The sequence below is a fragment of the Streptomyces sp. NPDC022910 genome (assembly GCF_055561075.1).
Genome location: NZ_JBVHHL010000035.1, coordinates 23,111 through 46,367 on the forward strand (window position 1 = coordinate 23,111; position 23,257 = coordinate 46,367).

Here is a 23,257-nt window from a genome sequence, read left to right on the forward strand (position 1 = left end):
GGGTACGGCACGCTCCGTTGTGCAGCTCGGCACGGCGGTAGTCGGTTCATCCCGCGGCCGTGTCGGTGAGTTCCACCAGGCGTGCCAGGGCGTCGCTCCGAAAAAGTGTGCGACCGAGAGCCACTCGGCGCTCGCGGTCGGGACCGGGTGTGGTGACCCGACCCAATGAGCTGAGCAGGTCGGCCTCGTCGGCCGCATGGTGGCAGAGGGCGAGGCCGGCCATCCGGCGTACGCCGTCCGTGCCATGGCCCGGCAGGGGTCGGTACCCCACCACCGGGAGTCCCGCGGCGAGTGCCTGTACCGCGGTCTGCCCCGCGGCGTTGTCGACCAGGGCTCCGGCTGCGTGCATCAGGCCGGGCATGTCGGCGGTCCAGCCCAGGGCCAGAACTCCCGGAATCTCGCACAGCCTGCGACGGAGCCGTTCGTTACGGCCGCACAGCACCACCGGGTGGAAACCGCGCGCGGCCAGCAGGCGAGCGGTCGCGGGAAGCCGGGAGCCGGCGCCCCAGGCACCTGCGGACAGGAGCACCGCCGGGCGTTCGGGAGCGTGCCGGCCAAAACGCCGTGACCACTGGGCCGCCGTGGGTGCCGGAGTGAAAAACTCCGGTGCCACGACCGGTCCGGTCGTCTCGGCGGGAGTGGCGATGTCCTGGCGCACCCAGTCCGCGGCTTCGTCCGTGAGGCAGAGGTAGCGGTCGTTGCCGCCATGGAGCCACTGCCGGTGAACGGCGAAGTCGATCAAGAAGACGAAGCTCGGTACGCGTAGCCGCCCCCGGGACCTGAGGTCGCCGGTCAGCTGCGCGGCCAGATGGAAGACAGGGACCACCACGTCCGCTCGGGTGCGGTCGACGAGTTCTGTCAGGCGATCGCCTGCCAGGCGGGCCAGCGGGACGCCGCTGGGGCGGTGCCCGGTCCCGCGACGCAGAAACATGCCGTACAGCAAGGCGTACGCGCAGGGGAAGCACCGTACGGATGACCGGTAGCCGCGGCGGAGGCCGGTGCCCAGCCCGTGTGGCAGCAGACCGAGGACATCGACGACATGCGCCTCATGGCCGTGGCAGCGCGCGCGCCGGGCGAGTTCGGCGGCGACCGTGTCGTGTCCGGATCCCATGCTGGCACTGACGATCAGTATCCGCCGCGAGGGCTTATGGCCGCTCGCGTCGCCTGCCGTCGCGCCGCGGGGGAGAATGCACACACTGGTACCGATTGTCCCCAGCCATGGTTTTCCAAACGCACCCAACCGTTCCGAGTTTCCGAGCGTGACGAGCGGGATACCGCCGTCCGCTTCCTTCGACTGAACCCGGGAGCAGTCGCCTTCCGCCCATCACTCCGGTGTTCGCCGTCGCAGCTGAGGTCATCCGCCATGTTTCATGCCCCCTCGCGTGATCGTTCCGCTTCCGCCCTCTCCATGGACGCAACGCCCCAAGCGGGTACGCCTTCCGGTGGCCAGACGGCTGAGCGGGGCACTGCGCTCGTGACGGGCGCATCCTCCGGCATCGGCGCCGCCGTCGCCCGTCGGCTGGCCACCGAGGGCGGGTGGCGCATGGTGCTGAACGGGCGGGACGAGACGCGGCTCGCGCGGGTCGCCGTCCAGGCGGCGGCCACGGTCTTCCCCACGGATCACACCCTGCCGGGTGCCCACCGGCAGCTGGCCGAGTTCGCCCTCGACCGCCTCGGCCGCGTGGACCTGCTGGTGGCCTGCGCCGGAATCGGCTGGGCCGGAGACTTCAGCAGCATGCCCGCACGCGCCATCGACGAAGTGATCGACGTCGATGTGCTCGCCACGGTGCATCTCGTACGGCACCTGCTCCCCCACATGGTCGAAGCGGGCTCCGGACGTGTAGTGATCATCGGATCCCTCGCAGGCACGGTCGGCGTACGGGGCGAGGCCGTGTACTCCGCGGCCAAGGCGGCGCTCGGCACCTTCGCCGACGCCTTGCGATACGAACTGCGCGGCACCGGGGTGGGAATCAGCCATGTGGTGCCCGGCGTGGTGGACACACCGTTCTTCGATCGGCGCGGGATGCCCTACCTGCGGTCGAGGCCGAGGCCGGTGCCGCCCGAGCGCGTGGCGGAGGCCGTCTGGTCCGCCGTCTCCCGGGGTCGGGACGAGGTCTTCGTACCCGGCTGGCTGCGCCTGCCCGCCCGGGTGCGTGGAGTAGCGCCGGGACTGTACCGGCGGCTCGCCGCCAGGTTCGGATGAGTGGCACAGGTGAGCTACCTGACCGTCCTGCTCGCCCTGCTCGCGGCGCTGTCCAACGCCTCGGCATCGGTCCTGCAGCGCCGGGCTGCGACGGACGAGCCAGAAGGCGGCCGAGGGGTGCGTCAGGCGGTGCGGTGGCTCGCCCGTGTGCTGCGGCGACCGCACTGGCTGGCGGGTGCGGGGCTGCTCGCCCTGTCGACCGTTCTGCAGGCGTCCGCGCTGGCCGTGGGCAGCCTCTCCCTCGTCCAGCCCCTGATGGCAAGTGAGCTGCTCTTCACCCTCGCCGTCGGCAGCGTGGTCTTCCATCGCCGCCCCAGCCGTCGCACATGGCTGGCGTTCGCGGCCCTTGCCATCGGCCTCGCGCTCTTCCTGGGCGGGGCCGAGCCCTCCCCCGGCCGCTCCACGGCCTCGCCGGGTCGCTGGCTCTCGGCGGGAGCGACGGTACTGTGCGTCGTCGCCCTGCTCGTCGCCGTGGCCCGTCCGCTCAGGGGCGCACCGCGGGCCGCGTTGATCGGGCTGGCGAGCGCGGTGTCGTTCGCCGCCACGGCCGCGCTCCTCAAGGAGGTCACGGGAAGACTCGCGCAGGATCCGGGCGCCGCGTTCGCGCAATGGCCACCGTACGCGACTGTTTGCGCCGGAGCGGTCGGGTTCCTGCTGTTGCAGAGCGCGTTGCGGGCCGGAACCCTGACGGCGTCTCAGCCGGCTCTCACCCTCGGCGACGCCCTGGCCAGCGTCGCGCTGGGGTGGGCGCTGTTCGGCGAGCAGATCGCCCTCGGAGTGCGGGTGCTGCCCGAGGTGGTCGGCGTCGCGCTCATCGGGGCCGGAAGTATCGGACTGGCGAGCTCCCCCTCGGTCTGCGGTGCCTGGGACACGACGCCGGGAGGGCGGAACGGAAGGGACCCCGGAGCCCAGAGACCGGCATCCCAGAGGTCGTGAATCCGAACGCGGCCCATGACGCAAGGAGGCGGATGCCCGCATGCCCCATTCCCACGGCCATGCCCCCGTCCGGCGGGCCGCCGTCGTCCTGGTGCCGTTCGCCGCGGTCGCGGCCGCGCACATCGCCCCGGCCGTGACCTGGCTGCCGGGCCTGCGACGCCGTTTCTTCCCCCGGCTCGCCGGCACGGGCCGTCCCGACCACATCGCTCTCACGTTCGACGACGGGCCGGATCCGAGGTCCACGCCGCACTTCCTGGACGCGCTGCAGGGTCTCGGGGTGCGGGCGACCTTCTTCGTGCTGGGTCAGAACGTCGTGCGGTACCCGGCGCTGACCCGCGAAACCCTGGACCGGGGGCACGAACTCGCCGTACACGGCTGGGCCCACGACCGCCCCTGGCTGCCCGCTCCCACACGCGACACCACCGACCTGGTGCGTGCGGTCCACGCCTTGTCCGACATCGCGGGCAGCCGGCCGCAGTGGTACCGCCCGCCGTACGGGATCCTCACCTCCGGCCGGTGGGCGGCCGCCCGAAGGGCCGGACTGCGGCCGGTGCTGTGGACCGCCTGGGGCAGGGACTGGACCGCCGACGCCACGCCCGCCTCCGTACGCTCGGTGATCGAAGCCGACCTGCGCGGAGGGGGCACCCTGCTCCTCCACGACTCCGACCAGACCTCGGCCGCCGACTGCTGGCGTGCCGCGCTCGGCGCGCTTCCCGACATCGTCAACGGCTGCCGCGCCGCGGGCCTGTCCGTCGGTCCGCTCGCCGAGCACGGCTGCAACGGTAGGCGCCAGGTGGTCGACTCCGACGAGCGGTAGTTCCGGGCATGCCGGGATGCGGCGTCTCGACGGCAACCCGAGCAGGCCCACCGTCCCCGTTCGGGAGCACGTGATGCTTGACATCGCCGAGGAGCTGTACCGCTGGACGAGGAGGGCCGGGACTTCGCCGTCGCCCGGGTCGTGCGGGGCCCGGCCGAACTCCTGGGCAGGGCCATGCCCGTGCACTCCGACAGGGGGTACGAGGGCGGTTTCGGTGGCCACGCGGAACTGGACCGGACGGTGGCGGCCGAGGCCCGGGCCATGCTGGCCACCGGCCGCACCGGCACGGTCGGCCTCTCGTAGGACGGATCGCCCTGCCCCGGCGGCCTCACACTGTTCGTCGAGTCGAACGTGCCGCCGCCTCGTATGACCGTCTTCGGGGCGATCGACTTCGCCGCGGGACTGGTGCGTGCGGGCAAGTTGCTCGGTTACCAGGTGACCGTGTGCGACGCACGTCCCGTCGTCGCCACGCGAGCCCGCTTCCCCGACGCGGACGACGTCGTGGTCGACTGGCCGCACCACTACCTCCGGCGCACCGCGATCGACGGGCGCACGATGCCGTGCGTGCTCACACACGACGCCAAGTTCGACGTGCCCCTGCTGAAGGCGGCCCTGCGGCTGCCGGTCGCGTTCGTCGGCGCGATGGGCTCGCGCCGCACCCACGAGGACCGCAACCGACGGCTGCGTGAAGCGGGCGCGAGCGAGCGGGAGTTGGCCCAGCTGAGGTCGCTGATCGACCTCGACCTCGGCACCCGTACGCCTGAGGAGACCGCCCTGTCGATCATGGCGGAGATCGTCGCAGCCCGGCGAGGAGGGACGGTGTCCCGCTGACCGGTGCCAAGACACCGATCCACCGTGACGGGGAAGAGAGCGGGAGAGCATCGCCGCCACCTGACGAGCCGGGGTACGTCTCAGCGACCCCGGCAACCGCCCTCCTCCGGCTCGGCATCGCGCGCCGTCGGCCAGGTCGAGGTCAACCTCAGCTTGAGGCCTGACCGGCTTCCTTAAACGTACGATCGAGTGAAGGTGAGTCCGTCTCGGGGCACGGACACCGGAGAGCGGGGCGGATGAGCGGTCCGTGCTGAACCTGAGGGACGCGCAGCGCAGGGCTCCGGGACGGATCCCTCGGCCGTACGAGGGATCCGTCCCGCAACAGCCGAGGCGTATCCGTCCCGGTGCCTCCTGGCTCGGATAGCTTTCCCGGGAGCCGACCGGAGAGCTCGGAGCGTGCAGATGGACCGCAATCCGCCGATCGCCGACCACGGACCGGTGGGCGACCTGCAGACGGCCGCTCTGATCTCCGCCAAGGGTCTGCTGAACTGGTTCCCGGCTCCCCGTTTCGACTCCCCCAGCATCTTCGCCGCCCTGCTGAGCCAAGACCGCGGCGGTCACGTCCGGTTGGCGCCGGAAGCGGACATTGTGACCTGTCGCCGGCTGTACTGTCCGGACACCGCTGTGCTGGTCACCCGGTTCAGGTCGCCCGACGGTGTCGGCGAGTTGATGGAGTGGATGCCACCGGACACGTCAGGCCGCCCTTCCGCCCGCCACACGCTGCTCCGGATCATCCGCGCGGTGCGGGGCACGGTCCGCTTCGCCCTCGACTGCCGGCCGCGCTTCGACTATGGACGCGCCGAGCACGAGTTCCAGTTCGATACGCGGGGCGCGGTGTCCCGTGCATCCGGGATCGCGCTGCATCTCCAGGGCACCTTCCCTTTGGAACGCGCGGGCCGTGACGTACGCGGCGCGGTGACGCTCAACGCCGGCGAGGCCGCCGGTACCGTCCTGACCGCGGCCGACCACGTCGGCCTGTTCGACGAGGAGATCGGCCCGTCCGACGAACAACTGGGCAAACTCCCGCAGGCCTTCACCCATCTGTCGCTCATCATGGCGGGCTGCACCCTGGACGACGACGCCCTCGATGCGAAGCGGAGCATCTGAATGACGGGCGACCGAAGCCTCCCGTCGATCGGCGCAGCCGATTTCCAGTCGCTGTACCAGCGAGTCCGCCGTGAGGCACCGGGAGGGCGGGTCGGCCGCGGCGCGCTCGACCTGATCACTCCGGAGCACGTGGCCACCGCGGCCCGCGAGGTCCGGACCGGGCGTCACGTGAGCCTTGCCGCACCGGTGGAGACGCTCCTCGAACCGGACAACGCAGAGCCCGCATGTCACCGTATGACGGGAGCCATCGCAGGCACCATCGACCGCAGCAAACTGCAGTTCGCCTTCGACCATTTCGACATGAACATCCACAGCAACGTCGACAGCCACCTGGACGCGCTCTGTCATGTCATCTACCATGGCACGCTGTTCGGGGGTATGGACGCCACCAGTGCCACGCCCCGCGGCGGCGAGGTGCTCTCCGTCGCCCTGGCCAAGGACGGCATCGTCGGCCGTGGTGTCCTGCTGGACATCCCCCGGCTGCGCGGCGTGAAGCGGCTGGAGCCCGGCGACCAGGTGACCGCCGAGGAACTGGCCGAGGCCGAGGCCGCGCAGGGTGTCCGCGTCGGCACCGGTGATCTGCTCTTCCTCCGGGGCGGCCACCGCCGCCGCCGCACCGGGGTCGGGCCCTGGGAGACGGCCGTGGCCCGGGCCGGACTCCACCCGGGCGCGGCGGAGTTCCTGGCCGAACGGCAGGTCGCCGTCCTCGGCAGCGACGGCAACAACGATGCCGCGCCCAGTACCACGGAAGGCGTCGACTTCCCCCTCCACGTGCTCGCGATGCATGCGATGGGGATCCACCTCCTCGACTATCTGCAGTTCGAGGACCTCGTGCCGGTCTGCGAGGAACTGGCCCGCTGGTCGTTCCTGTGCGTGATCGCCCCGCTCCGACTGCCGTACGCCACCGGCTCGCCGGTCAACCCGATCGCGGTCCTCTGACGTCGCACCCTCCGACGCCGCGGTGGTCATCGAGCACCGCAAAGAGCACCGGAGCACCCATGCCCGACGTGCCGCCCGGCCGACCGCCCTATAGCGTGCAGATGACAGGACCTGCCCTGCACGAGGCGGCCACTCCCCCACGAGCTGCCCCTCACCACGTGTCCGCGGCCGGGAGAACCGGGCTCCGCCAGGGCAGGCAACGACTCCAGAACGGATTCCCCGTGGCCGGCGATCAGCACTGCGACGTCGTCGTCATCGGCTGCGGCGCGGGCGGCGGCACCCTGGCACACCGACCGACGCCCACCGGGAAGCGCGTACTGATCCTCGAACGCGGCGACTGCCTGCCTCGCGAGCGGACACCAGCTTCTTCCCGGGCATCGGGGCGGTGAATCCGTCCCTGACGGCCATCGCCGACGCACTGCGGGTCGGCGATCACCTTGCCGACATGCTGCGCTGACGCGGGCGTACCAGGAGTGCCGCAGGGGGGCGTTCACAGGAGGGTCAGAGATGACGACACGGCAGATGGACGCGCTGGTGATCTTCGGGGCCACCGGTGACCTGGCGAAACGGGAGACGTTCCCCGCCCTCGTGGGACTGGTCGAGCGCGGTGTCCTCGACGTTCCGGTGGTGGGCGTGGCGAGGTCCGGCTGGAGCCTGGAGCAGTTCCGCGCCTATGCCGAGTCCTCGCTCACCCTCAACGGCGTGGATCCCCGGTCGCAGGCGGCCGTCAAGTTGCTCGGCCTGCTGCGTTACGTGGACGGCGACCTCGACGACGACTCCACCTACACAGCGATGTCCGAGGCCATGGGCAGCGGCGAGCGCGCCCTGTTCTATCTCGAGGTGCCTCCCTCTCTCTTCGGCCGGATCGCCCAGGGCATCGCCACCGTGGGACGCGCGAAGGGTGCCCGCATCATGGTCGAGAAGCCCTTCGGCCACGACCTGGACAGCGCGCGGCGCCTCAACGCCACGATGCAGGAGTACTTCCCCGAGGAAGCGATCTACCGCGTCGACCACTGGCTCGGCCTGGACCCCGTGGAGAACGTCCTCTTCACGCGCTTCGCCAACTCGGTGCTCGAGCCACTGCTCAACCGCACGTATGTGGAGAGCATCCAGATCACCATGGCGGAGGCCTTCGACGTGTCCGACCGGGGCCGGTTCTACGACCGCACCGGCGCCATCCGCGACGTGATCCAGAACCACATGCTGCAGGTACTGGCCACCGTCATGGCCGACCCGCCCTCCGGTCAGGGGCTGGAGTCCTGGGCGGACTCCAAGGCCGAGGTCCTCTCCTCGCTGGAGCCGCTCACCCCCGACGACGTCGTGCGCGGACAGTACGAGGGCTATCGCGAGGTGGAGGGAGTGGACCCCAAGTCGACGGTCGAAACCTACGCGGCGATCCGGCTCGCCGCCGACTCCTGGCGCTGGGCCGACGTCCCGATCCTCATCCGCGCCGGAAAGTGCCTCCCGGTGACCGCCACCGAGGTCACCATCCGCTTCCGCCGTCCTCCGCACGACGTGTTCGGGCTCCGCCCGGCACCCGCCGCCAACACGCTCCGCTTCCGCGTATCGCCCGAGACCCGTGTGGTCCTGACCCTCGCGGGCAAGAAACCCGGGGAGGGCCGGCAGCCCCAGCACGAGGACCTGACCTTCAGCCGGCAGCCGGGGTCGGACATGCGCCCCTACGACCGGCTCGTCGGCGCGGCCCTCGACGGCGACCGCTGGCTGTTCGCCCGACAGGACACCGTGGAGGCCGCCTGGCGCGTCGTCGACCCCGTCCTGGGCGACATCGTCCCCGCCCACCCCTACCCCAGGGGCACATGGGGGCCCAAGGAAGCCGACGGACTTCTCCCCATCGGCGACAGCTGGCACGACCCCGCCGACTGAGCAGCACCGTTCCCGGCAGCCCGTCGGCGCTCGCCCGGGCGCCCGCAGGATTGCGGGCCTGGCTGTCACGGGCGAGGCTGGGGGCATGTCCGAGCGTCGCGTGATCGTATCCCCGCCCTCCGAGACCGGCGGCCGACGTGTCCGAGCCGACGGCGAGATCCTCGGGATGGCGTACAACCTGCACGATCTGGCGGTGCTCCTTCAGCGTGCAGGGTTGGAGGGCTGGGACGAAGTGGATGTCGCCGAGTCGCCCCTGATCGAGTGGCACGGCGGTGGGCCCGAGGTGTGGCCGAGAAGTGGCTGACAGCGCCCCTCGGCGGGGTGCGGCCCCCAGTCCCGGCAGATACTCGACCCGTCACGGGACACCAGGCGCACCCGCGACGGGAGGTGTGGCGCATGCAGACACCTGTCCGCATGCGGCTCGGCCGGGCCCCGGCGTGGCTGCGTGCGCACGATCCGGAGCTGGCGGCGACCCGTCGGGCCGTGCGGACGGCACTGGCGATGCCCGCCCTTTTCGCCCTGTGCAGTCAGGTGATCGGCTCGCCGACGATGGCGACCTTCTCGGCGTTCGGCTCCTTCTCGATGTTGCTGCTGGCGGAGTTCACCGGCCCGATGGTCCAGCGGCTGCGGGCACATCTGGGCCTGGCCGTGGCCTGGGCGGTGCTCATCTGCCTCGGTACGCTCGTGGCCCGCGAGACCTGGCTTGCGGTCGCCGCCACGGTCGTGGTGGGCTTCCTGATCCTCTTCTCGGGCGTGGTCAGCTCCGTCCTGGCAGGGGCGACGACCGCGCTCCTGCTGGCCTTCATCCTTCCCGTCACCTCTCCCGCACCGCTGGCGCAGGTGCCCGAGCGGCTCGCCGGAGCGGGCCTCGCGGCCGCCGCGGCCATGCTCGCGATCTCCCTGCTATGGCCCCGGCCGACCGCCGACCCGCTCAGCGCGCCCGCGTCCCATGTGTGCCGCGCGGCCGCGGCGCAGCTGCGCATCGACGCCTCCCGCCTGGCCGGCGGGCCGGACGTGCCCAGCGCCCGGCAGTGCCGCGCCGCCGCCGATGAGGCTTCCGCAGCGTCCGCCGAGCTGCGCCGCGCCTTCGACGCCACCTGCTACCGGCCCACCGGGCTGTCCGCCGGCTCACGCGCCCTGGTCCGTCTGGTCGACGAACTCACCTGGCTGTGCTCCATCGTGGCCGACAGCGCCGCCCCGGACGAGGACCGCCCGGCCTGCGACCCCGCGGCCCACTCCGTGCGCAGGGCCGCCGCCACGGTCCTGGACCGGTCGGCCGACCTGCTCGACACACCGCACGACCCGCCCGGCACCCTCCGTGCCGCCGCGGCGGCGCTGCGCTCGGCCATGGTGGACATGGAGCGCAGCGCCGGCACCCGGCTGCCCCTACGCCGGCCGAGCCCCGGCACCGCGTCGGCGGTCCGCACCTTCCTCGGCACCCTGGACCTCTCGTTCCGCGCCCAGGAACTCGGGTTTGTGACCCTCCAGATCGCCGGGAACGTGGACCTGGCGGCGGCGGCCGAACAGCGCAGCTGGCCGGAGCGTCTGCTCGGCCACGAACCCGGTGCGCTGAGCGCACCGCTGGCGGCGGCGCGCGAGCGGGCCGCCGCACACCTGGAGCCGCACTCGGTCTGGCTGCACAACAGCCTCCGGGGCGCACTCGGCCTCGGTGCCGCGGTCGCTCTCGCGGACCTGGCCGGTGTTCAGCACTCCTTCTGGGTGCTCCTGGGAACCCTTTCCGTTCTGCGTTCGAACGCGCTCAACACGGGTCAGAAGGCGCTGCGCGCCCTGGGCGGTACGATCGCGGGCTCGCTCATCGGGGCCGGAGTGCTGCACATCTTCGGGCACCACGGCACGTCTCTCTGGTTCCTGCTGCCTCTCGCGGTGCTCGTCGCCGGCATCGCTCCCGCCGCCATCTCCTTCGCCGCCGGCCAGGCAGCCTTCACCATCACCCTCGTCATCCTGTTCAACGTCGGCCATGACCCCAACTGGCACATCGCGCTCCTGCGTCTTCAGGACATCGCCATCGGCTGCGCCGTGAGTGTCCTGGTGGGCCTGCTCTTCTGGCCGCGCGGAGCCGCGGCCGCGGTCGACCAGGCCCTCGCCACTGCGTACACGGACAGCGCCCGCTACCTGGCCGACGCGGTGAAGTACGCCGTCGGCCGCTGCGGCCCGGACCCCCCACCGGCCGACACCCCCCTGCGATGGGGCCGTCAGGCAGCCGCCTCCTCCCGCAGACTCGATGACGCCTTCCGCAACTTCCTGGCCGAACGCGGCCCGAAACCAATCCCGTTGGCGGACATGACCACCCTGGTCACCGGCGTCGTAGGGCTGCGCCTGGCCGCGGACGCCGTCCTGGGCCTGTGGCAGCGTGGCGGCGCACAGCACACCGAAGCGGGCCGCGCCGACGCCGGCCTCGTCCTGCTGAGCGCCGCGAGCCGGGTGTCCGACTGGTATCGGGACCTGGCCGCAGGCCTGACCCGGCACACGCCCCTGCCGGATCCACTACCGCGCAACCCCACAGCCGACGCGCGTCTGGTCGAGTCCCTGCGTCAAGACCTGTACGACGGGCAAGGGCAGGCCACCGCCACGGCCGTGCGCATCATCTGGACCTCCGACCACCTCGACGCCGCCCGCCGCCTCCAGCCCGGCCTGGCAGCCGCGGCCGGTAACGCCACCGGTGCTCGGTGAAGGAGACCTGCCCGCCAACAGCGTGCTCTCACAACGCCATTGGCCCATCGCGTGGGCTCTGCGGCTTGATAGCGTCAACCGCGTGCCGTGCCGACCGGCGCGTGTGCCGTTTCGACCGAGAGAGACCTGATGTCCCCGACGATCCGCAGGGCTGTCATCCCCGCCGCCGGACTCGGCTCCCGCCTGCTGCCCCTGACCAAGGCCACACCGAAGGAAATGCTGCCGGTCGGCGACAAACCGGTGATCGAGCACACCGTGCGTGAACTGGTGGACTCCGGTATCACCGACATCACCATCGTCGTCTCGGGGGGAAAGTCCCTCATCCAGGACCACTTCCGGCCCAATCCCGGCCTCGTCGCGCAACTGCGCGCCGACGGCAAGACGGCGTACGCGGACGCCGTGGAGGAGGTCGCCGAACTGGCTCGCAGAGGCCACATCACATATCTGGACCAGCACGGCCCGTACGGAAACGGCACCCCGGTGCTCAACGCCGCCCGCAACATCGGCAACGAACCGGTGCTGGTGCTCTGGCCCGACGACGTGTTCGTGGCCGACGTACCTCGTGCCCAGCAGCTGATCCGCGCGTACGAGCAGACCGGCTGCCCCGTCCTGGCCCTCATGCCCATGGACCCCGCCGACTCCCAGCGCTACGGGGTGCCCATCGTCAAGGAGGACCTGGGCGACGGTCTGCTGCGCATCACCGGCCTGGTCGAAAAGCCCAAGCCGGATGACGCGCCGACCTCGTACGCGGCCATCGGCGGCTACGTCATCACCCCGGGAATCATCGACGAGCTGCGTGATCAGACCCGGCGCTGGTACGAGCACCGTGAAGGCGAGATCTATCTGACCGACGCCATCAACGCCTACGCGGGCACCCGCGCGGTGTACGGGCAGGTCATCCAGGGCCGTTGGTACGACACCGGCAATCCGGCCGACTACCTCGTGGCCCAGATGGCCTCGGCCCTCGCTCACGCCGAGTACGGGCCCATCCTGCGCGGCCTCGTGCGGGCACTGGACGACGACTCAGCGGCCGGTGATCCCGTGTGACCGCCGCGGGCGGTTCCCTACTCGATCGACTGCCGGCCGTTTTCCGGACCGTTCCGTATGTGGGCTCCCGCTTCCCAGGGTCGACGGCGGTGTCCGCCACGCCCGGTTTGACCGCGGGCGCGAACTGCCAGTGGTACGCGTACGAGGTCCTGCGGCACTTCGGTCTGGCTCCTCCCGCTCTGCGTTCGAGCGATCTGTGGGCGGATACCCGGGCCACCACCCGAGTGCCGGCTGCCTGGCCGCTCGACCTGCTGCTGTTCAACGCCACCGATGATGCGTACGGCGCCCATCTGGGGGTGTGGACGGGCAAGGACCACGTGCTGCACCTGTGTGCGGAGGTGGGACGTCCGGCGGTCTGGAGCATGGAGGAGTTCATGACGAGGGAGCGCTACAAGGTCCTGGTCGGCATCAAGCGCGTGATCGCCGTCGCACCTGCTGGTCAGGCGTAGGCCGGCAGGACAACGGCCGACGTTCGGCGGCACCGGCAGCCACGCCAGGGCATGCTGGAGGGATGATCGTGCTCGCCGCGTTGTTCGCGGTCATGGGAGCCGCCAGCAACGCGGCGGGGACGGCGTTTCAGCGCAAGGCGGCGTCCACGGTCGCGCAGGGCGGCGGTCTGCGACTCATGCTCGAACTCGCACACCGTCCCGACTGGCTGATCGGAATCGGCGGGGTCGTCGGCGCCGCGCTCTTCCAGGCGCTCGCCCTGGTGAACGGACCGATGGCCCTGGTGCAGCCCCTCTTCGTCCTCGAGCTGCCCTTCGCCCTGCTGATCGCCGCTCCGCTCATGCACCGCCGTCTGCCGCCCGCGGCCTGGTGGGCGATCACCGGAGTGGTCGCGGGGCTTGCGCTGGTCCTGGGAGCCGCCGCGCCTTCCGGCGACGAGGACCAGGCCTCCATGCTGCGATGGATCCCGGTCCTGGCGCTCTGCCTGGGGGCCATGGCCGCGGCGGTCGCCGTGGCCCGCCCGGGCCGCCCGCCACTGTTCCGGGCCGCCGTGCTGGCCACAGCCTCGGCCATCGGCAACGCCCTCACCGCCGCACAGCTGAAGTCGGCCACGGGCACGTTCGCCGACCACGGTCTCCGAGCCTTCCTGACGTGCTGGCAGACCTATGGATTCGCGTTGACCGGAGTCTGCGCCATCCTGCTACTGGAGAACGCCCTCCAGGCGGGGTGGCTGGCGGCGTCACAACCTGCCCTGACCATCGGTGATGCCACAGTGAGCCTGCTGCTTGGCATCACGCTGTTCGGGGAGGAGATCCGGACCGGCTGGTGGCTGCTGCCGGAGGCGATCGGGGTCGGGTTCATTGTGTGGGGGGTCCTGAGGCTGAGCCGGGTGGTGCCCGCCCTCCACGCGGCGACGGACAGCATCAGCGCATGAGGCACGCCTGCGCGCTGCCGGCCCGCTCTTCTGGCGAGCGGCGTGGCCGAGCAGCAGCAGGCCTCCTGCGGCCCTGGCTCCCTTCACGCATCGTGAGGTGGCATCGCACGCATGCATCCCGTTTGTCATAGTCTTTACATATGTGCAGGCTCTGACGGTGAGTATCCGCGAGTAACTTCACTGGTGTGAATTGAGCAAGAATGACTGGCTCTGAGTGGAACCTTGGTCACGACGGGGGCTCGTCCGAGGCGGCCACGGCCACCATCAGCCCTGGGGGCGCCATCACGGGCTGGAGCCAGGGAGCCGAACGGCTGCTGGGCTACCCCGCAGCGGAGATCGTGGGGCGCCCCGCGACCGATCTCCTGGTTGCCCGGGAGCCGTCCGACGCAGCGGGTCTCTCCCTGATCGACTCCCTGGAATGGAGCGGCACGGCGGTACTCCGGCACCGCGACAGTCACCGCGTCGCACTCGCCCTGCACGCCTACCCCTCGCTCGACGGCGACGGCAGAGCCCAGGGCTTCGTCGTGACGGCCACCACCGGCTCGGCCGAGGCGGAACGCGATCAAAGGATGGTGGTATGGGCTTTCGCCCAGTCCTCCATCGCCCTGTCCACCTACACCACCGCATCGCGCTCGTGGCAGCTGAACGCGGTCGCGTCGGAAGGCGTGGGGGACGAGGCCGATGTGCCGCGCCGATCGCCGTACGCCGACCTTCTCGGCGAGAGCCGCGGCGACGAGGGCTTTCTGCGGTGCGTACAGCAGGTCGCCGAAGAGGCGAGGCCGATGCGCTACGAGTGCCACCTCCCGGCGGCGCCCTCCTACCGCCAGCAGGCCTGGGTCATCGAGCTGTGGCCCGTCAGGAACCCGGCCACGGGCCGGGTGTGCGGCGTCGGCACCGCGACGTTCGAGAGCAGCGAGCACCATTCGGCCCGGCAGCGGCTGGCACTGCTCAACGAGGCGGGAACCCGCATCGGCACCACCTTGAACGTGACCCGCACCGCCGAGGAACTGGCCGATCTGGCGGTTCCGCAGCTCGCCGACTTCGTCAGCGTGGATCTGCTCGACTCCGTGACCCGCGGCGACGAACCGGTCGCGGGGCCCGTCGACGCATCCGTCGTACTGCGGCGCGTCGCACACCAGTCCGCATCACAGGGTGTGCCCGAGGCGGCCGTCGACCTCGGCGCCATCGACACCTATCCGCGGTTCGCGCCTCCCGCCCGCGCACTGGCCAGCGGACGCCCGGTGCTCAGTGCGAAGAACGACCCCGACTTCGTCCGGTGGATCGCCGTCGACGAGAAACGCTTTCGCCGCGTGCACGAGTTCGAATTTCACTCGGTCATGTCGATACCGCTCCGGGCACGGGGAATCCCCCTCGGGGTGGCGGTTTTCGCCCGCCTGAAGGACTCGGCCCCCTTCGAGCCGGACGATCTCATCCTCGCCGAGGAACTCGCCGGCAGGGCGGCCGTCGGCGTGGACAACGCGCGCCGCTACACACGCGAGCGCACCAACGCGCTCACCCTCCAGCGCAGCCTGCTGCCTCGCACCCTGCCCCATCAGGCGGCCGTCGAGGTCGCGTACCGCTATCTGCCGTCCGGAACGGGCGCCGGAGTGGGCGGTGACTGGTTCGACGTAGTGCCCCTGTCCGGCACCCGGGTCGCTCTGGTCGTCGGAGACGTGGTCGGGCACGGCATCCATGCCTCGGCCACCATGGGGCGGCTGCGTACGGCCGTGCGCACCCTCGCCGATGTGGACCTGCCCCCGGACGAACTCCTCACCCACCTCGACGACCTCGTCACCCACCTCACCACGGACGACGACAGCGTCGTCACGGACGAGCCGTTCACGGGTGGGACCGGCGCCACCTGCCTGTACGCCGTCTACGACCCGGTCTCCCGCACCTGCACCCTCGCGAGCGCAGGCCACGTTCCGCCCGCCGTGCTGTTTCCCGACGGCACGGTCAACGTGGTCGACCTCAGCCCGGGCCCCCTGCTCGGCGTCGGTGGCCTGCCCTTCGAGTCCACCGAACTCGCGCTTCCCGAGGGAAGTCTGCTCGCCTTCTACACCGACGGCCTGATCGAGGCCCGCGACCGCGACGTGGGCCTCGGACTCGAGCGGTTGTGCGAAGCCCTGGCGTTCCCCGTCCCCTCGCTCGACGTCGCCTGCGATCGCATCCTGGAGTCGATGCTGCCGGAAGGCCCGGTCGACGACGTGGCCCTGGTCCTCGCGCGCACCCGGGCGCTGCACGCCGACCAGGTCGCCGCCTGGGCGCTGCCGTCCGACCCCGCGATCGTCGCCGACGCCCGGGCCCAGACCTCCCGCCAGCTCTCGCTCTGGGGGCTGGAGGACGCCGCGTTCGTCACCGAGCTGGTGGTCAGCGAGCTGGTCACCAACGCCATTCGGTACGGAGAAGTCCCCATAGGGCTGCGGCTGATCAGGGACCGCACCCTGATCTGCGAGGTATCCGACGCCAGCAGCACCGCGCCCCATCTGCGCCGCGCGCGCACCTACGACGAGGGCGGACGCGGCCTGCACATGGTCGCTCAGCTCACCCAGGGCTGGGGTACCCGCCAAACCCCCACGGGCAAGACAATCTGGGCCGAGCAATCCCTCCCCGTCGGCTGACCATGACCGAACGCACCGCATACCGACCGCAGGAGGCGCATCGCCCGAAAGCGACTCCTCGGCCGACGACGAGGAATCCAGGGCCCGCCACGACGGCGCGTCGGTCGGCCAGGGCGGCGCACGCGTCGAAGAGGGAACCAGCACCTTGGGCACTACGCACACACTGGGCCTGGTCCACCCTCCGGCCGGGCGCCACCGGGACGGCACCAGCATGCAGCTCGCCTTCGTCGGCGGAGTCAGCATTCCGGTGCACTGTGTCTTCGCCGCCTTCCAGCGCTTCATCGTCGGGGGTCTCGCCGCAGGCAGCGTCCGGGGGCTGACCGCGGCCGTCCGGCACCGCGGCGGACCGCCGCACCTGGGCGTTTGTGGGCAGGGCCCACGGGGACTCGGGTGCCGGAGGTGGTCGTCGTGCCCGAGCCCGGAAGGACGCAGGATTCGCGCTACGACGCTGCGGGCGATGTGCCGCTCAGGGGCTATGCCCTGCTCGCGACGGCCTTTTCGGCGGGCGTCGCGTTGTTCACCCTGGTGGCGCGCCGCCGCGGAGTGCGGCTGCCACAGACCGTTCCGCCCTGGGACGTCGCCCTGCTGGGAACAGGGACGTTCAAGGCGTCCCGCCTCCTGACCAAGGACAAGATCACCAGCTTTCTGCGGGCACCGTTCACCCGCCGCACGTCCGACAGCACGGCCAACGAGGTGAGGGACCGACCGCGCGGGACGGGGGCACGACGCGCCGTGGGCGACCTGGTGGTCTGCCCCTTCTGCACCTCGGGCTGGGTGGCCGCGGCTCTGCTCTGCGGCTACGTCTCCGCGCCCAGGGCCACGCCTCGTCTGTGCCGGCCTCAGTGCCGTCACGATCTCAGACCTGCTGCAGTACGCCTGGAGCTGGACGGCACAGTCGGTCGAGGACTGATCGCGGCCGTCGGGCCGGTGTCGCCCACCCGCACGCACGGAGTCAGTCGTCCTCGGCCAGGCGGGCCGCGGTCTCCAGCAGCAGGGCGTGGACGAACGCCTGCGGGAGGTTGCCGCGCAACTGACGCTGGGCGATGTCGAATTCCTCCGCGTACAGACCCGACGCCCCGCAGGCGGCACGGTTGCGTTCGAACCAGCGGTGCGCCTCGACCGGGCGTTGCTGCTGCTGTTCGGCGAGCGCCATGACGAACCCGCACAGCAGGAACGCGCCCTCGGCCTCCTCCAGGGGCCGGTCGTCGTGGCGGAAGCGGTACATGAAGTGGTCATGAGCCAGCCGGCGGCGACAGCAGGCCAGGGTGGCCCGCGTGCGGGAATCGTCCGCCGGCAGCGCGCCGCGTACGGCGGGCAGCAGCAGCGCGGCATCCACGTCGGGGTCGTCGGGTGCGCGCTGCCAGTGGCCGTCGGGATGCACACAGGTCGCCGACGTGTCCGCGAGGACGGTGTCGGCGAGCCGGGTACAGGTGCCGGCGAGCGGGTGCCGCGGTGCCGAGGCGGCCATGGCGCGCAGTCCGGCCACGCAGGTCAGCCTGCTGTGGGTCCAGGCCCGGGCGCCCAGCTCCCAGATCCCGGCGTCGTGCTCGCGCCGGCGCTCGGCGATGGCGTCCACCGCGAGTTCCACGGCCCGCCAGGCGGGGGCGTCCAGCCTCTCCAGGCGTTCGGCCGCCGCGAAGAGGAGCAGGGCTTCGCCGAAGCAGTCGAGCTGGAACTGCTGCCGCACCCGATTGCCCACCCGGCTGGAGGCGCCCGGGTAACCGGGCAGGTCGAGTTTCCGCTGATCGGGCACGGGGGTGCCGAGTACGGTGTAGGCGGGGGCGAGATGCGGGCCGTCGGTGAGCAGGCGCTCGCCGACGAAACGCACGGCGGCGTCCAGGAGCTCAGGAGCCCTGGCGGCGGCCGCCGCCTGCCCGGCGTAGCTCTGGTCTCGGATCCACACATACCGGTAGTCGTAGTTGCGCCCTGCTTCCGCGCGTTCGGGGAGGCTGGTGGTGGCTGCCGCCACCATGCCTCCGCCATGGGTGGTCAGGCCGCGCAGGACCGCGTAGGCGCGCCGGGCGTCCCGCGCGGCGATCGTGTGGTCCAGCGCGGGCACGGCCCGCCGCCACGCATGTTCGGTCGCGGACCACGTCTGCTCGGCCCGCGGGGCCGTTCGGGGCAGCGGCGAGTCGGAGCACTCCAGGACGAGGTCATGGGATTCGCCGGGCTTCAGCAGGATCTCGGTGGTCAGTCCGTGGGCGCGGGCGACGGCGGCCGGAGCTCCCTGCCAGCGCAGGCGGTGAGAGCCCGCGTTCAGGTACCAGGCGCCCTCGTCGCTGCGGTGCGCCGAGATCGGGAAGCTGCGGCCGTAATCGGCGTGCGGATCGAGTACGACCCGGACGTGGGCCGGTCCGTCCACGGCGCGCAGCTGTCGCAGGAGCACGAGGCGGTTGGGCTCACCGGGAAAGGCGAGCGCCTCGCGGCACTCGATGACGCCGTCCGTGGTGACCCAGCGGCTGCGCCAGATCAGAGTGCCCTCCTCGTAGTAGCCACCGAAGACGTGGCGGCCCTGCGGGGTGAGGGCGTACACGCCGAGGCCGCCGACGAGGGAGGCGAAGACGGCGTCGTCGTGCCAACCGGGTGCGCACAGCCAGCCGATGTCACCGGCCGGACCGATCAGCGCGCCGCGCTCCCCGTCGGCCAGCAGCGCGTAGTCGTGCAGCGGGTGGGGCGGGAAGGACGTGCTCATGGGTGCTGCCTCCTGGTTCAGGCCGGACCAGCCCCGCGTCTCCGACCGGGTGCTGTCGGCGGCCGACCTCAGACGCGACAAGGACCTCCTTCCCTGCTGCCCGCCGGCGCGGCACGCAAGGAAGCCTGCCCACCGGCACGACAGGGTGATCGCTCACCCTTGTCCTCGGGCGATGAGCAGGGCGACGTCGTCCTCGCCGCCGGGTGGCCGGAGGATGTCCAGGACGCGGTCGCATGTCTCTCCCAGACCCTGGCCGCACGTAGCGGTGAGGGCCTCGAGAAGGGTGTCCAGGCGGGCGTCGATGGGTTCGCTCCGGGTTTCGACCAGACCGTCGGTGTAGAGGACGAGCTGGTCGCCGGGGCGGAAGGCGATGGTGGCGGCCTCGAAGGGGACCCCGCCGACACCCAGCGGCGCGCCGGTGGGCAGATCGAGCAGCTGCGCCGCCCGGCCGGGCCGTACGAGGGCCGGGGGCAGGTGACCGGCGAGGCAGAGGTGGCACTGGCCCTGGTGGGGGTCGTAGACGCAGTAGATGCAGGTCGCGAAGGTCTGCTCGACGCCCTCGGTCAGGTGATCGAGGTGACGGAGGACCTCCGCGGGTGCGAGGTCGAGCTCTGCGAAGGCGCGGGTGGCGCTGCGCAGCTGGCCCATGGTGGCCGCGGCGTTGACGCCGCTGCCCATGACGTCCCCGACGACCAGAGCGGTCTTGTCCCCGTGGAGGGGTATGGCGTCGAACCAGTCGCCGCCGATCTCGCTGGTGGCCCCGGCGGGCTGGTACCGGCAGGCGATCTCCAGGCCGGGCCGGTGGGAGGGGGGTTCGGGGAGCAGGCTGCGCTGGAGGGTGAGGGCTGTCTGGCGCTGGGCCTGGTACCAGCGGGCGTTGTCGATGCACACGGCGGCGCGGGCGGCCAGCTCGGAGGCGAGGAACGCGTCGTCGTCGGTGAAGGGCGCCGGGTTGTGCGTGCGTTTGAGTTCGAGGGCCCCGAGGACCTCGCCGCGGGCCACCAGCGGTACGGCCAGGTAGGAGTGCACGCCGGCCGCCGCGAGGAGGGAGGCGGCCTCCTCGTGCTGAGCGATGCGCAGAAGATCCCGACGGGTGGTGTGGGCCACCATGACCGGGCGGCGGGTGTCGACGCATTGGGTGATCAGTGGGTCGCCGTCGTAGGTGGCGACTCCCTCGGGCGGGTCGGCCGCAGGGACCTCCTCCGTGGGGTTGCCACTGACGGCGAGGGAACGGAAGCGGGCCGAGGCCGAGTGCGGCGCGGTCCGGTCGCTGAGGACCCTGGCGAGTACGGCCACAGCGGCGATGTCGGCGACGTCCGGCACGACGACGTCGGCGAGTTCGCGGGCCGTCTGTTCCAGGTCGAGGGTGGTACCCACGTAGGCGGATGCCTCGGCGATCAGGGCCAGACGCCGACGGGCCAGTGCGGCCTCGGCGGCGACAGTGTGGCGCTCGGTGATGTCGATGACGGAGCCGGCCATGCCGAGCACTCGCCCGCTGGAATCCTCCAGCCGGTAGTACGAGACGGACCAGGCGTGTTCGTGGTCCGGGTCGGGAGGAGGCCGGCCGACGAGGTAGCAGTCCACGGTCGGCACACCGGTTTCCAGAACACGGCGCATACCGGCCTCGACGGCGTCGCCGTCCAGGAAATGGAGTACCTCCCGGACGCGCCGCCCCCGATGGTCGGCGACGGACAGGCCGTGGATCCGTGCCAGAGCCGGATTCACGCTCAGGTACCGCAGGTCGGGGTCCAGGATGGCCAGCCCGATCGGGGACTGTGACACCAGACGCGCGGTCAGCGCGACGTCTCTCTCGACCTGCTGCACGGTTGCCTGGTCCGTGGCGAGGCCGAGGGCGTAACTGTCACCGAGGTCGTCCAGGAGCCGCATGTTGCGGAACTCCACCAGGCGGGTGCTGCCGTCCTTGTGTCGGATCGGGAAGGCCCCGGCCCAGCCGACGCCGGATTCCATGACCTCGGCGAACAGCCTGGCCACCTCACCCCAGTGCTCCTCGTGCACCATCAGCCGCGCGGCGTACTGGCCCAGTGCCTCTGCTGCGGTGTAGCCGAACAACTCCTCGGCCTGAGGGCTCCAGAACACCACCCGGCCCTTCGCGTCCAGCACCACCGCGGCGACGCTGAGCAGATCGAGCAAGCCACTGGGCGGCGCCGCGGGGCCGCCCGTCGGCCGGCCTCGGCCTGCCCGGAAGAAGTCCGCCGTGCCCATGTTCCGATTGTCCTCTCCCAGCCGGTGCCACGGCTCGAGCGCGTGAATGAGCGCTGAGCCTTCTTACATAGTGGTCCCAGACTCAGGCGACACATCTGTAACCGGCTGAAGCTCCGGACCGGATACGGCCTGCGCGGGCTTCACGTCGGGGCGTTCGCTACGTGGTGTGCCAGTCCGGTTCCACGCGGTCGAGGAGGGTGTGGAAGGCTGCGCCGGCCCGGTCCCAGTCGCCGTCCGCCAGGGGTGCGACGAGAAGGCCGAGGGTGGCGTCGACCAGCAGGGTGGCCTCCGTTCAGGCGCGCACATCGGCCGTGCCCAGGTCACGGGCCCGTTCGACGCGCCCCGCGCCCGCGCCACCGTATGGGACGCCTCCTGGCCGCTGCCGCGGGAACTGACCTCGGTCCGCCAGGCCCGGCGGCTGGTGACCGCGCAATTGACCGACTGGGCTCTTGAGGAGCCGGTCGAGACCGCCGAGCTCCTGGTCAGCGAACTGGTCACCAACGCACTGCGGCACACGCGCGGCCCGCTGCGGCTCAACCTGCAGGTGTGCGGTTCCCGACTGCGCTGCGAAGTCGAGGACACCGAGACCGCCGGCCCCGTACGCCATCCTCGATGCCGACGCGGAAGGCGGGCGCGGTACCGAACTGCTGGACCTCCTCACCGAATCCTGGGGCAGGTGTGCGGGTCCGACCCCGGCTCCTCGCTCTCCGTGAGTCACCCGTATGCCGTACACCACCGAGCCTCCGGCGTCCGGGCGACGGACGCTGATCGGGGTACTCGGAACCCTCCACGACGTCGGCGACCCGGTGCCCTGAGCAGGGGCCCCGATACGCGGTCACCACGTAGGAAGGAGATCTGAATGGCCAGCGCTTCGTCACGGAACTGGGAACATGCCGTCGTCACCGGCGGCGCCGGCTTCGTCGGTTCGCACCTGTGCGCCGCCCTGCTGGACTCGGGCGCTGCGGTCACCTGCGTGGACGACTTCAGCACCGGTCGGCGCGAGAACGTGTCCGCCTTGCTGAACCGCCCCGGATTCACGCTGATACAGGCGAATGTCGCCGAAGGACTCGCCGTGGAACGGCCTCCCGATCTCATACTCCACTTCGCCTCCCCGGCGTCCCCCGCCGATTATCTGCGTCTTCCCCTGCACACCATGGACACGGGCAGTCTCGGTACGCGCAACGCTCTGGACCTGGCCCATCGCTCGGGCGCCCGCTTTCTTCTCGCCTCGACATCGGAGGTCTACGGGGATCCGCAGCAAAACCCCCAGGACGAGCGGTACTGGGGCCATGTGAACCCGGTCGGACCGCGGAGCGTGTACGACGAGGCGAAGCGGTTCGGTGAGGCGCTCACCACCGCTCACGCCGAAGCGAAGGGCACCGACACGGCCATCGTGCGGCTCTTCAACACCTACGGTCCGCGGATGCGCGGCCACGACGGCCGGGCCGTTCCCACGTTCATCCGGCAGGCACTCGCCGGTGAACCCCTCACGGTCACCGGCGACGGACGGCAGACCCGGTCGCTGTGCTACGTCGAAGACACCGTCCGCGGCATCCTCGCGGCGGCCGCACACGGCCTGCGCGGCCCGGTCAACATCGGCAATCCCGCCGAGATCACCATGCTCGACCTCGCCCGCCTCGTCATCGGCCTCACCGGCTCCAGGTCGGAGGTCCGCTTCATCGAACGGCCGACGGACGATCCTGCCGTGCGCTGCCCGGACATCACGCTGGCCCGCGACAAGCTCGGCTGGGAACCCCAGGTGGACGCCGAGGAAGGCCTGCGCCGCACGATCGACTCGTTCCGCTCCACCGACGGCCGCTGACGCCGCGCGAGGCGAGTGCCCGCTCCCGGCGGTCCCCTGCGGGAGCGATGACCCCTCGTTCCG

The 23,257-nt window shown here is 71.4% G+C and carries 16 protein-coding genes and 3 pseudogenes; 16 read left to right on the forward strand and 3 right to left on the reverse strand.

The genetic code is table 11. The features are described 5' to 3' along the window. Positions 1–46: 46 nt before the first annotated feature. Positions 47–1,111: an MGDG synthase family glycosyltransferase gene (locus ACZ3TS_RS27975; protein WP_467623164.1), complete on the reverse strand. Its 1,065-nt coding sequence runs from the start codon at positions 1,109–1,111 to the stop codon at positions 47–49. Between the two features lie 297 nt (positions 1,112–1,408). On the opposite strand from ACZ3TS_RS27975, the gene ACZ3TS_RS27980 reads away from it, so the two are divergent. The 14 genes and pseudogenes from ACZ3TS_RS27980 to ACZ3TS_RS28045 form a co-directional block, all read left to right on the forward strand. Beyond that, positions 1,409–2,203 carry an SDR family NAD(P)-dependent oxidoreductase gene (locus ACZ3TS_RS27980; protein ID WP_467623165.1) on the forward strand — a complete coding sequence of 265 codons (795 nt, stop codon included), beginning with the start codon at positions 1,409–1,411 and terminating at the stop codon, positions 2,201–2,203. 9 nt (positions 2,204–2,212) lie between these two features. Beyond that, positions 2,213–3,139 (forward strand): DMT family transporter, encoded by a 927-nt coding sequence (locus ACZ3TS_RS27985; protein WP_467623167.1) that lies wholly within the window; start codon positions 2,213–2,215, stop codon positions 3,137–3,139. 40 nt (positions 3,140–3,179) lie between these two features. Further along, positions 3,180–3,956, forward strand: coding sequence for a polysaccharide deacetylase family protein (locus ACZ3TS_RS27990; protein WP_467623169.1), 777 nt, complete (start codon positions 3,180–3,182; stop codon positions 3,954–3,956). Between the two features lie 123 nt (positions 3,957–4,079). Then, positions 4,080–4,834, forward strand: a pseudogene (locus ACZ3TS_RS27995) (XdhC family protein); the annotation flags it as partial. Between the two features lie 355 nt (positions 4,835–5,189). Beyond that, complete coding sequence (locus ACZ3TS_RS28000; RefSeq protein WP_467623171.1) at positions 5,190–5,894, forward strand: trehalase-like domain-containing protein; 705 nt, start codon at positions 5,190–5,192, stop codon at positions 5,892–5,894. Beyond that, a complete protein-coding gene (locus tag ACZ3TS_RS28005) occupies positions 5,895–6,833 on the forward strand; it encodes a cyclase family protein (protein WP_467623174.1) in 939 nt (312 codons plus the stop codon). It abuts the gene before it with no gap. A gap of 507 nt (positions 6,834–7,340) precedes the next feature. Beyond that, complete coding sequence (gene zwf / locus ACZ3TS_RS28010) at positions 7,341–8,717, forward strand: glucose-6-phosphate dehydrogenase (protein ID WP_467623176.1); 1,377 nt, start codon at positions 7,341–7,343, stop codon at positions 8,715–8,717. Positions 8,718–8,802: 85 nt separating this feature from the next. After that, positions 8,803–9,021: a hypothetical protein gene (locus tag ACZ3TS_RS28015; RefSeq protein WP_467623179.1), complete on the forward strand. Its 219-nt coding sequence runs from the start codon at positions 8,803–8,805 to the stop codon at positions 9,019–9,021. Between the two features lie 92 nt (positions 9,022–9,113). After that, positions 9,114–11,408 (forward strand): FUSC family protein, encoded by a 2,295-nt coding sequence (locus ACZ3TS_RS28020; RefSeq protein ID WP_467623181.1) that lies wholly within the window; start codon positions 9,114–9,116, stop codon positions 11,406–11,408. Between the two features lie 129 nt (positions 11,409–11,537). After that, entirely contained in the window at positions 11,538–12,455 is a 918-nt protein-coding gene (locus ACZ3TS_RS28025; RefSeq protein ID WP_467623184.1) for a UTP--glucose-1-phosphate uridylyltransferase, read from the forward strand. 89 nt (positions 12,456–12,544) lie between these two features. Further along, positions 12,545–12,904 carry a hydrolase gene (locus tag ACZ3TS_RS28030; protein WP_467623186.1) on the forward strand — a complete coding sequence of 120 codons (360 nt, stop codon included), beginning with the start codon at positions 12,545–12,547 and terminating at the stop codon, positions 12,902–12,904. A 62-nt stretch (positions 12,905–12,966) separates the two neighbouring features. Continuing rightward, positions 12,967–13,836: a DMT family transporter gene (locus ACZ3TS_RS28035; protein ID WP_467623189.1), complete on the forward strand. Its 870-nt coding sequence runs from the start codon at positions 12,967–12,969 to the stop codon at positions 13,834–13,836. Positions 13,837–14,036: 200 nt separating this feature from the next. Continuing rightward, a complete protein-coding gene (locus ACZ3TS_RS28040; protein ID WP_467623192.1) occupies positions 14,037–16,457 on the forward strand; it encodes an ATP-binding SpoIIE family protein phosphatase in 2,421 nt (806 codons plus the stop codon). A 543-nt stretch (positions 16,458–17,000) separates the two neighbouring features. Next, positions 17,001–17,222, forward strand: a pseudogene (locus ACZ3TS_RS28045) (DUF1360 domain-containing protein); the annotation flags it as partial. A gap of 187 nt (positions 17,223–17,409) precedes the next feature. Here ACZ3TS_RS28045 and ACZ3TS_RS28050 read toward each other — a convergent pair. Both ACZ3TS_RS28050 and ACZ3TS_RS28055 read right to left on the reverse strand, forming a co-directional pair. After that, the gene (locus ACZ3TS_RS28050) at positions 17,410–19,149 is read right to left on the reverse strand and encodes a glycoside hydrolase family 15 protein (RefSeq protein WP_467623195.1); all 1,740 of its coding nucleotides are present in this window, start codon (positions 19,147–19,149) and stop codon (positions 17,410–17,412) included. Positions 19,150–19,302: 153 nt separating this feature from the next. Next, entirely contained in the window at positions 19,303–21,372 is a 2,070-nt protein-coding gene (locus ACZ3TS_RS28055) for a SpoIIE family protein phosphatase (RefSeq protein ID WP_467623198.1), read from the reverse strand. Positions 21,373–21,569: 197 nt separating this feature from the next. Here ACZ3TS_RS28055 and ACZ3TS_RS28060 point away from each other — a divergent pair. Continuing rightward, positions 21,570–22,085, forward strand: a pseudogene (locus ACZ3TS_RS28060) (ATP-binding protein). 146 nt (positions 22,086–22,231) lie between these two features. Then, entirely contained in the window at positions 22,232–23,194 is a 963-nt protein-coding gene (locus ACZ3TS_RS28065) for an NAD-dependent epimerase/dehydratase family protein (RefSeq protein WP_467623200.1), read from the forward strand. The last annotated feature ends 63 nt before the right edge of the window (positions 23,195–23,257 follow it).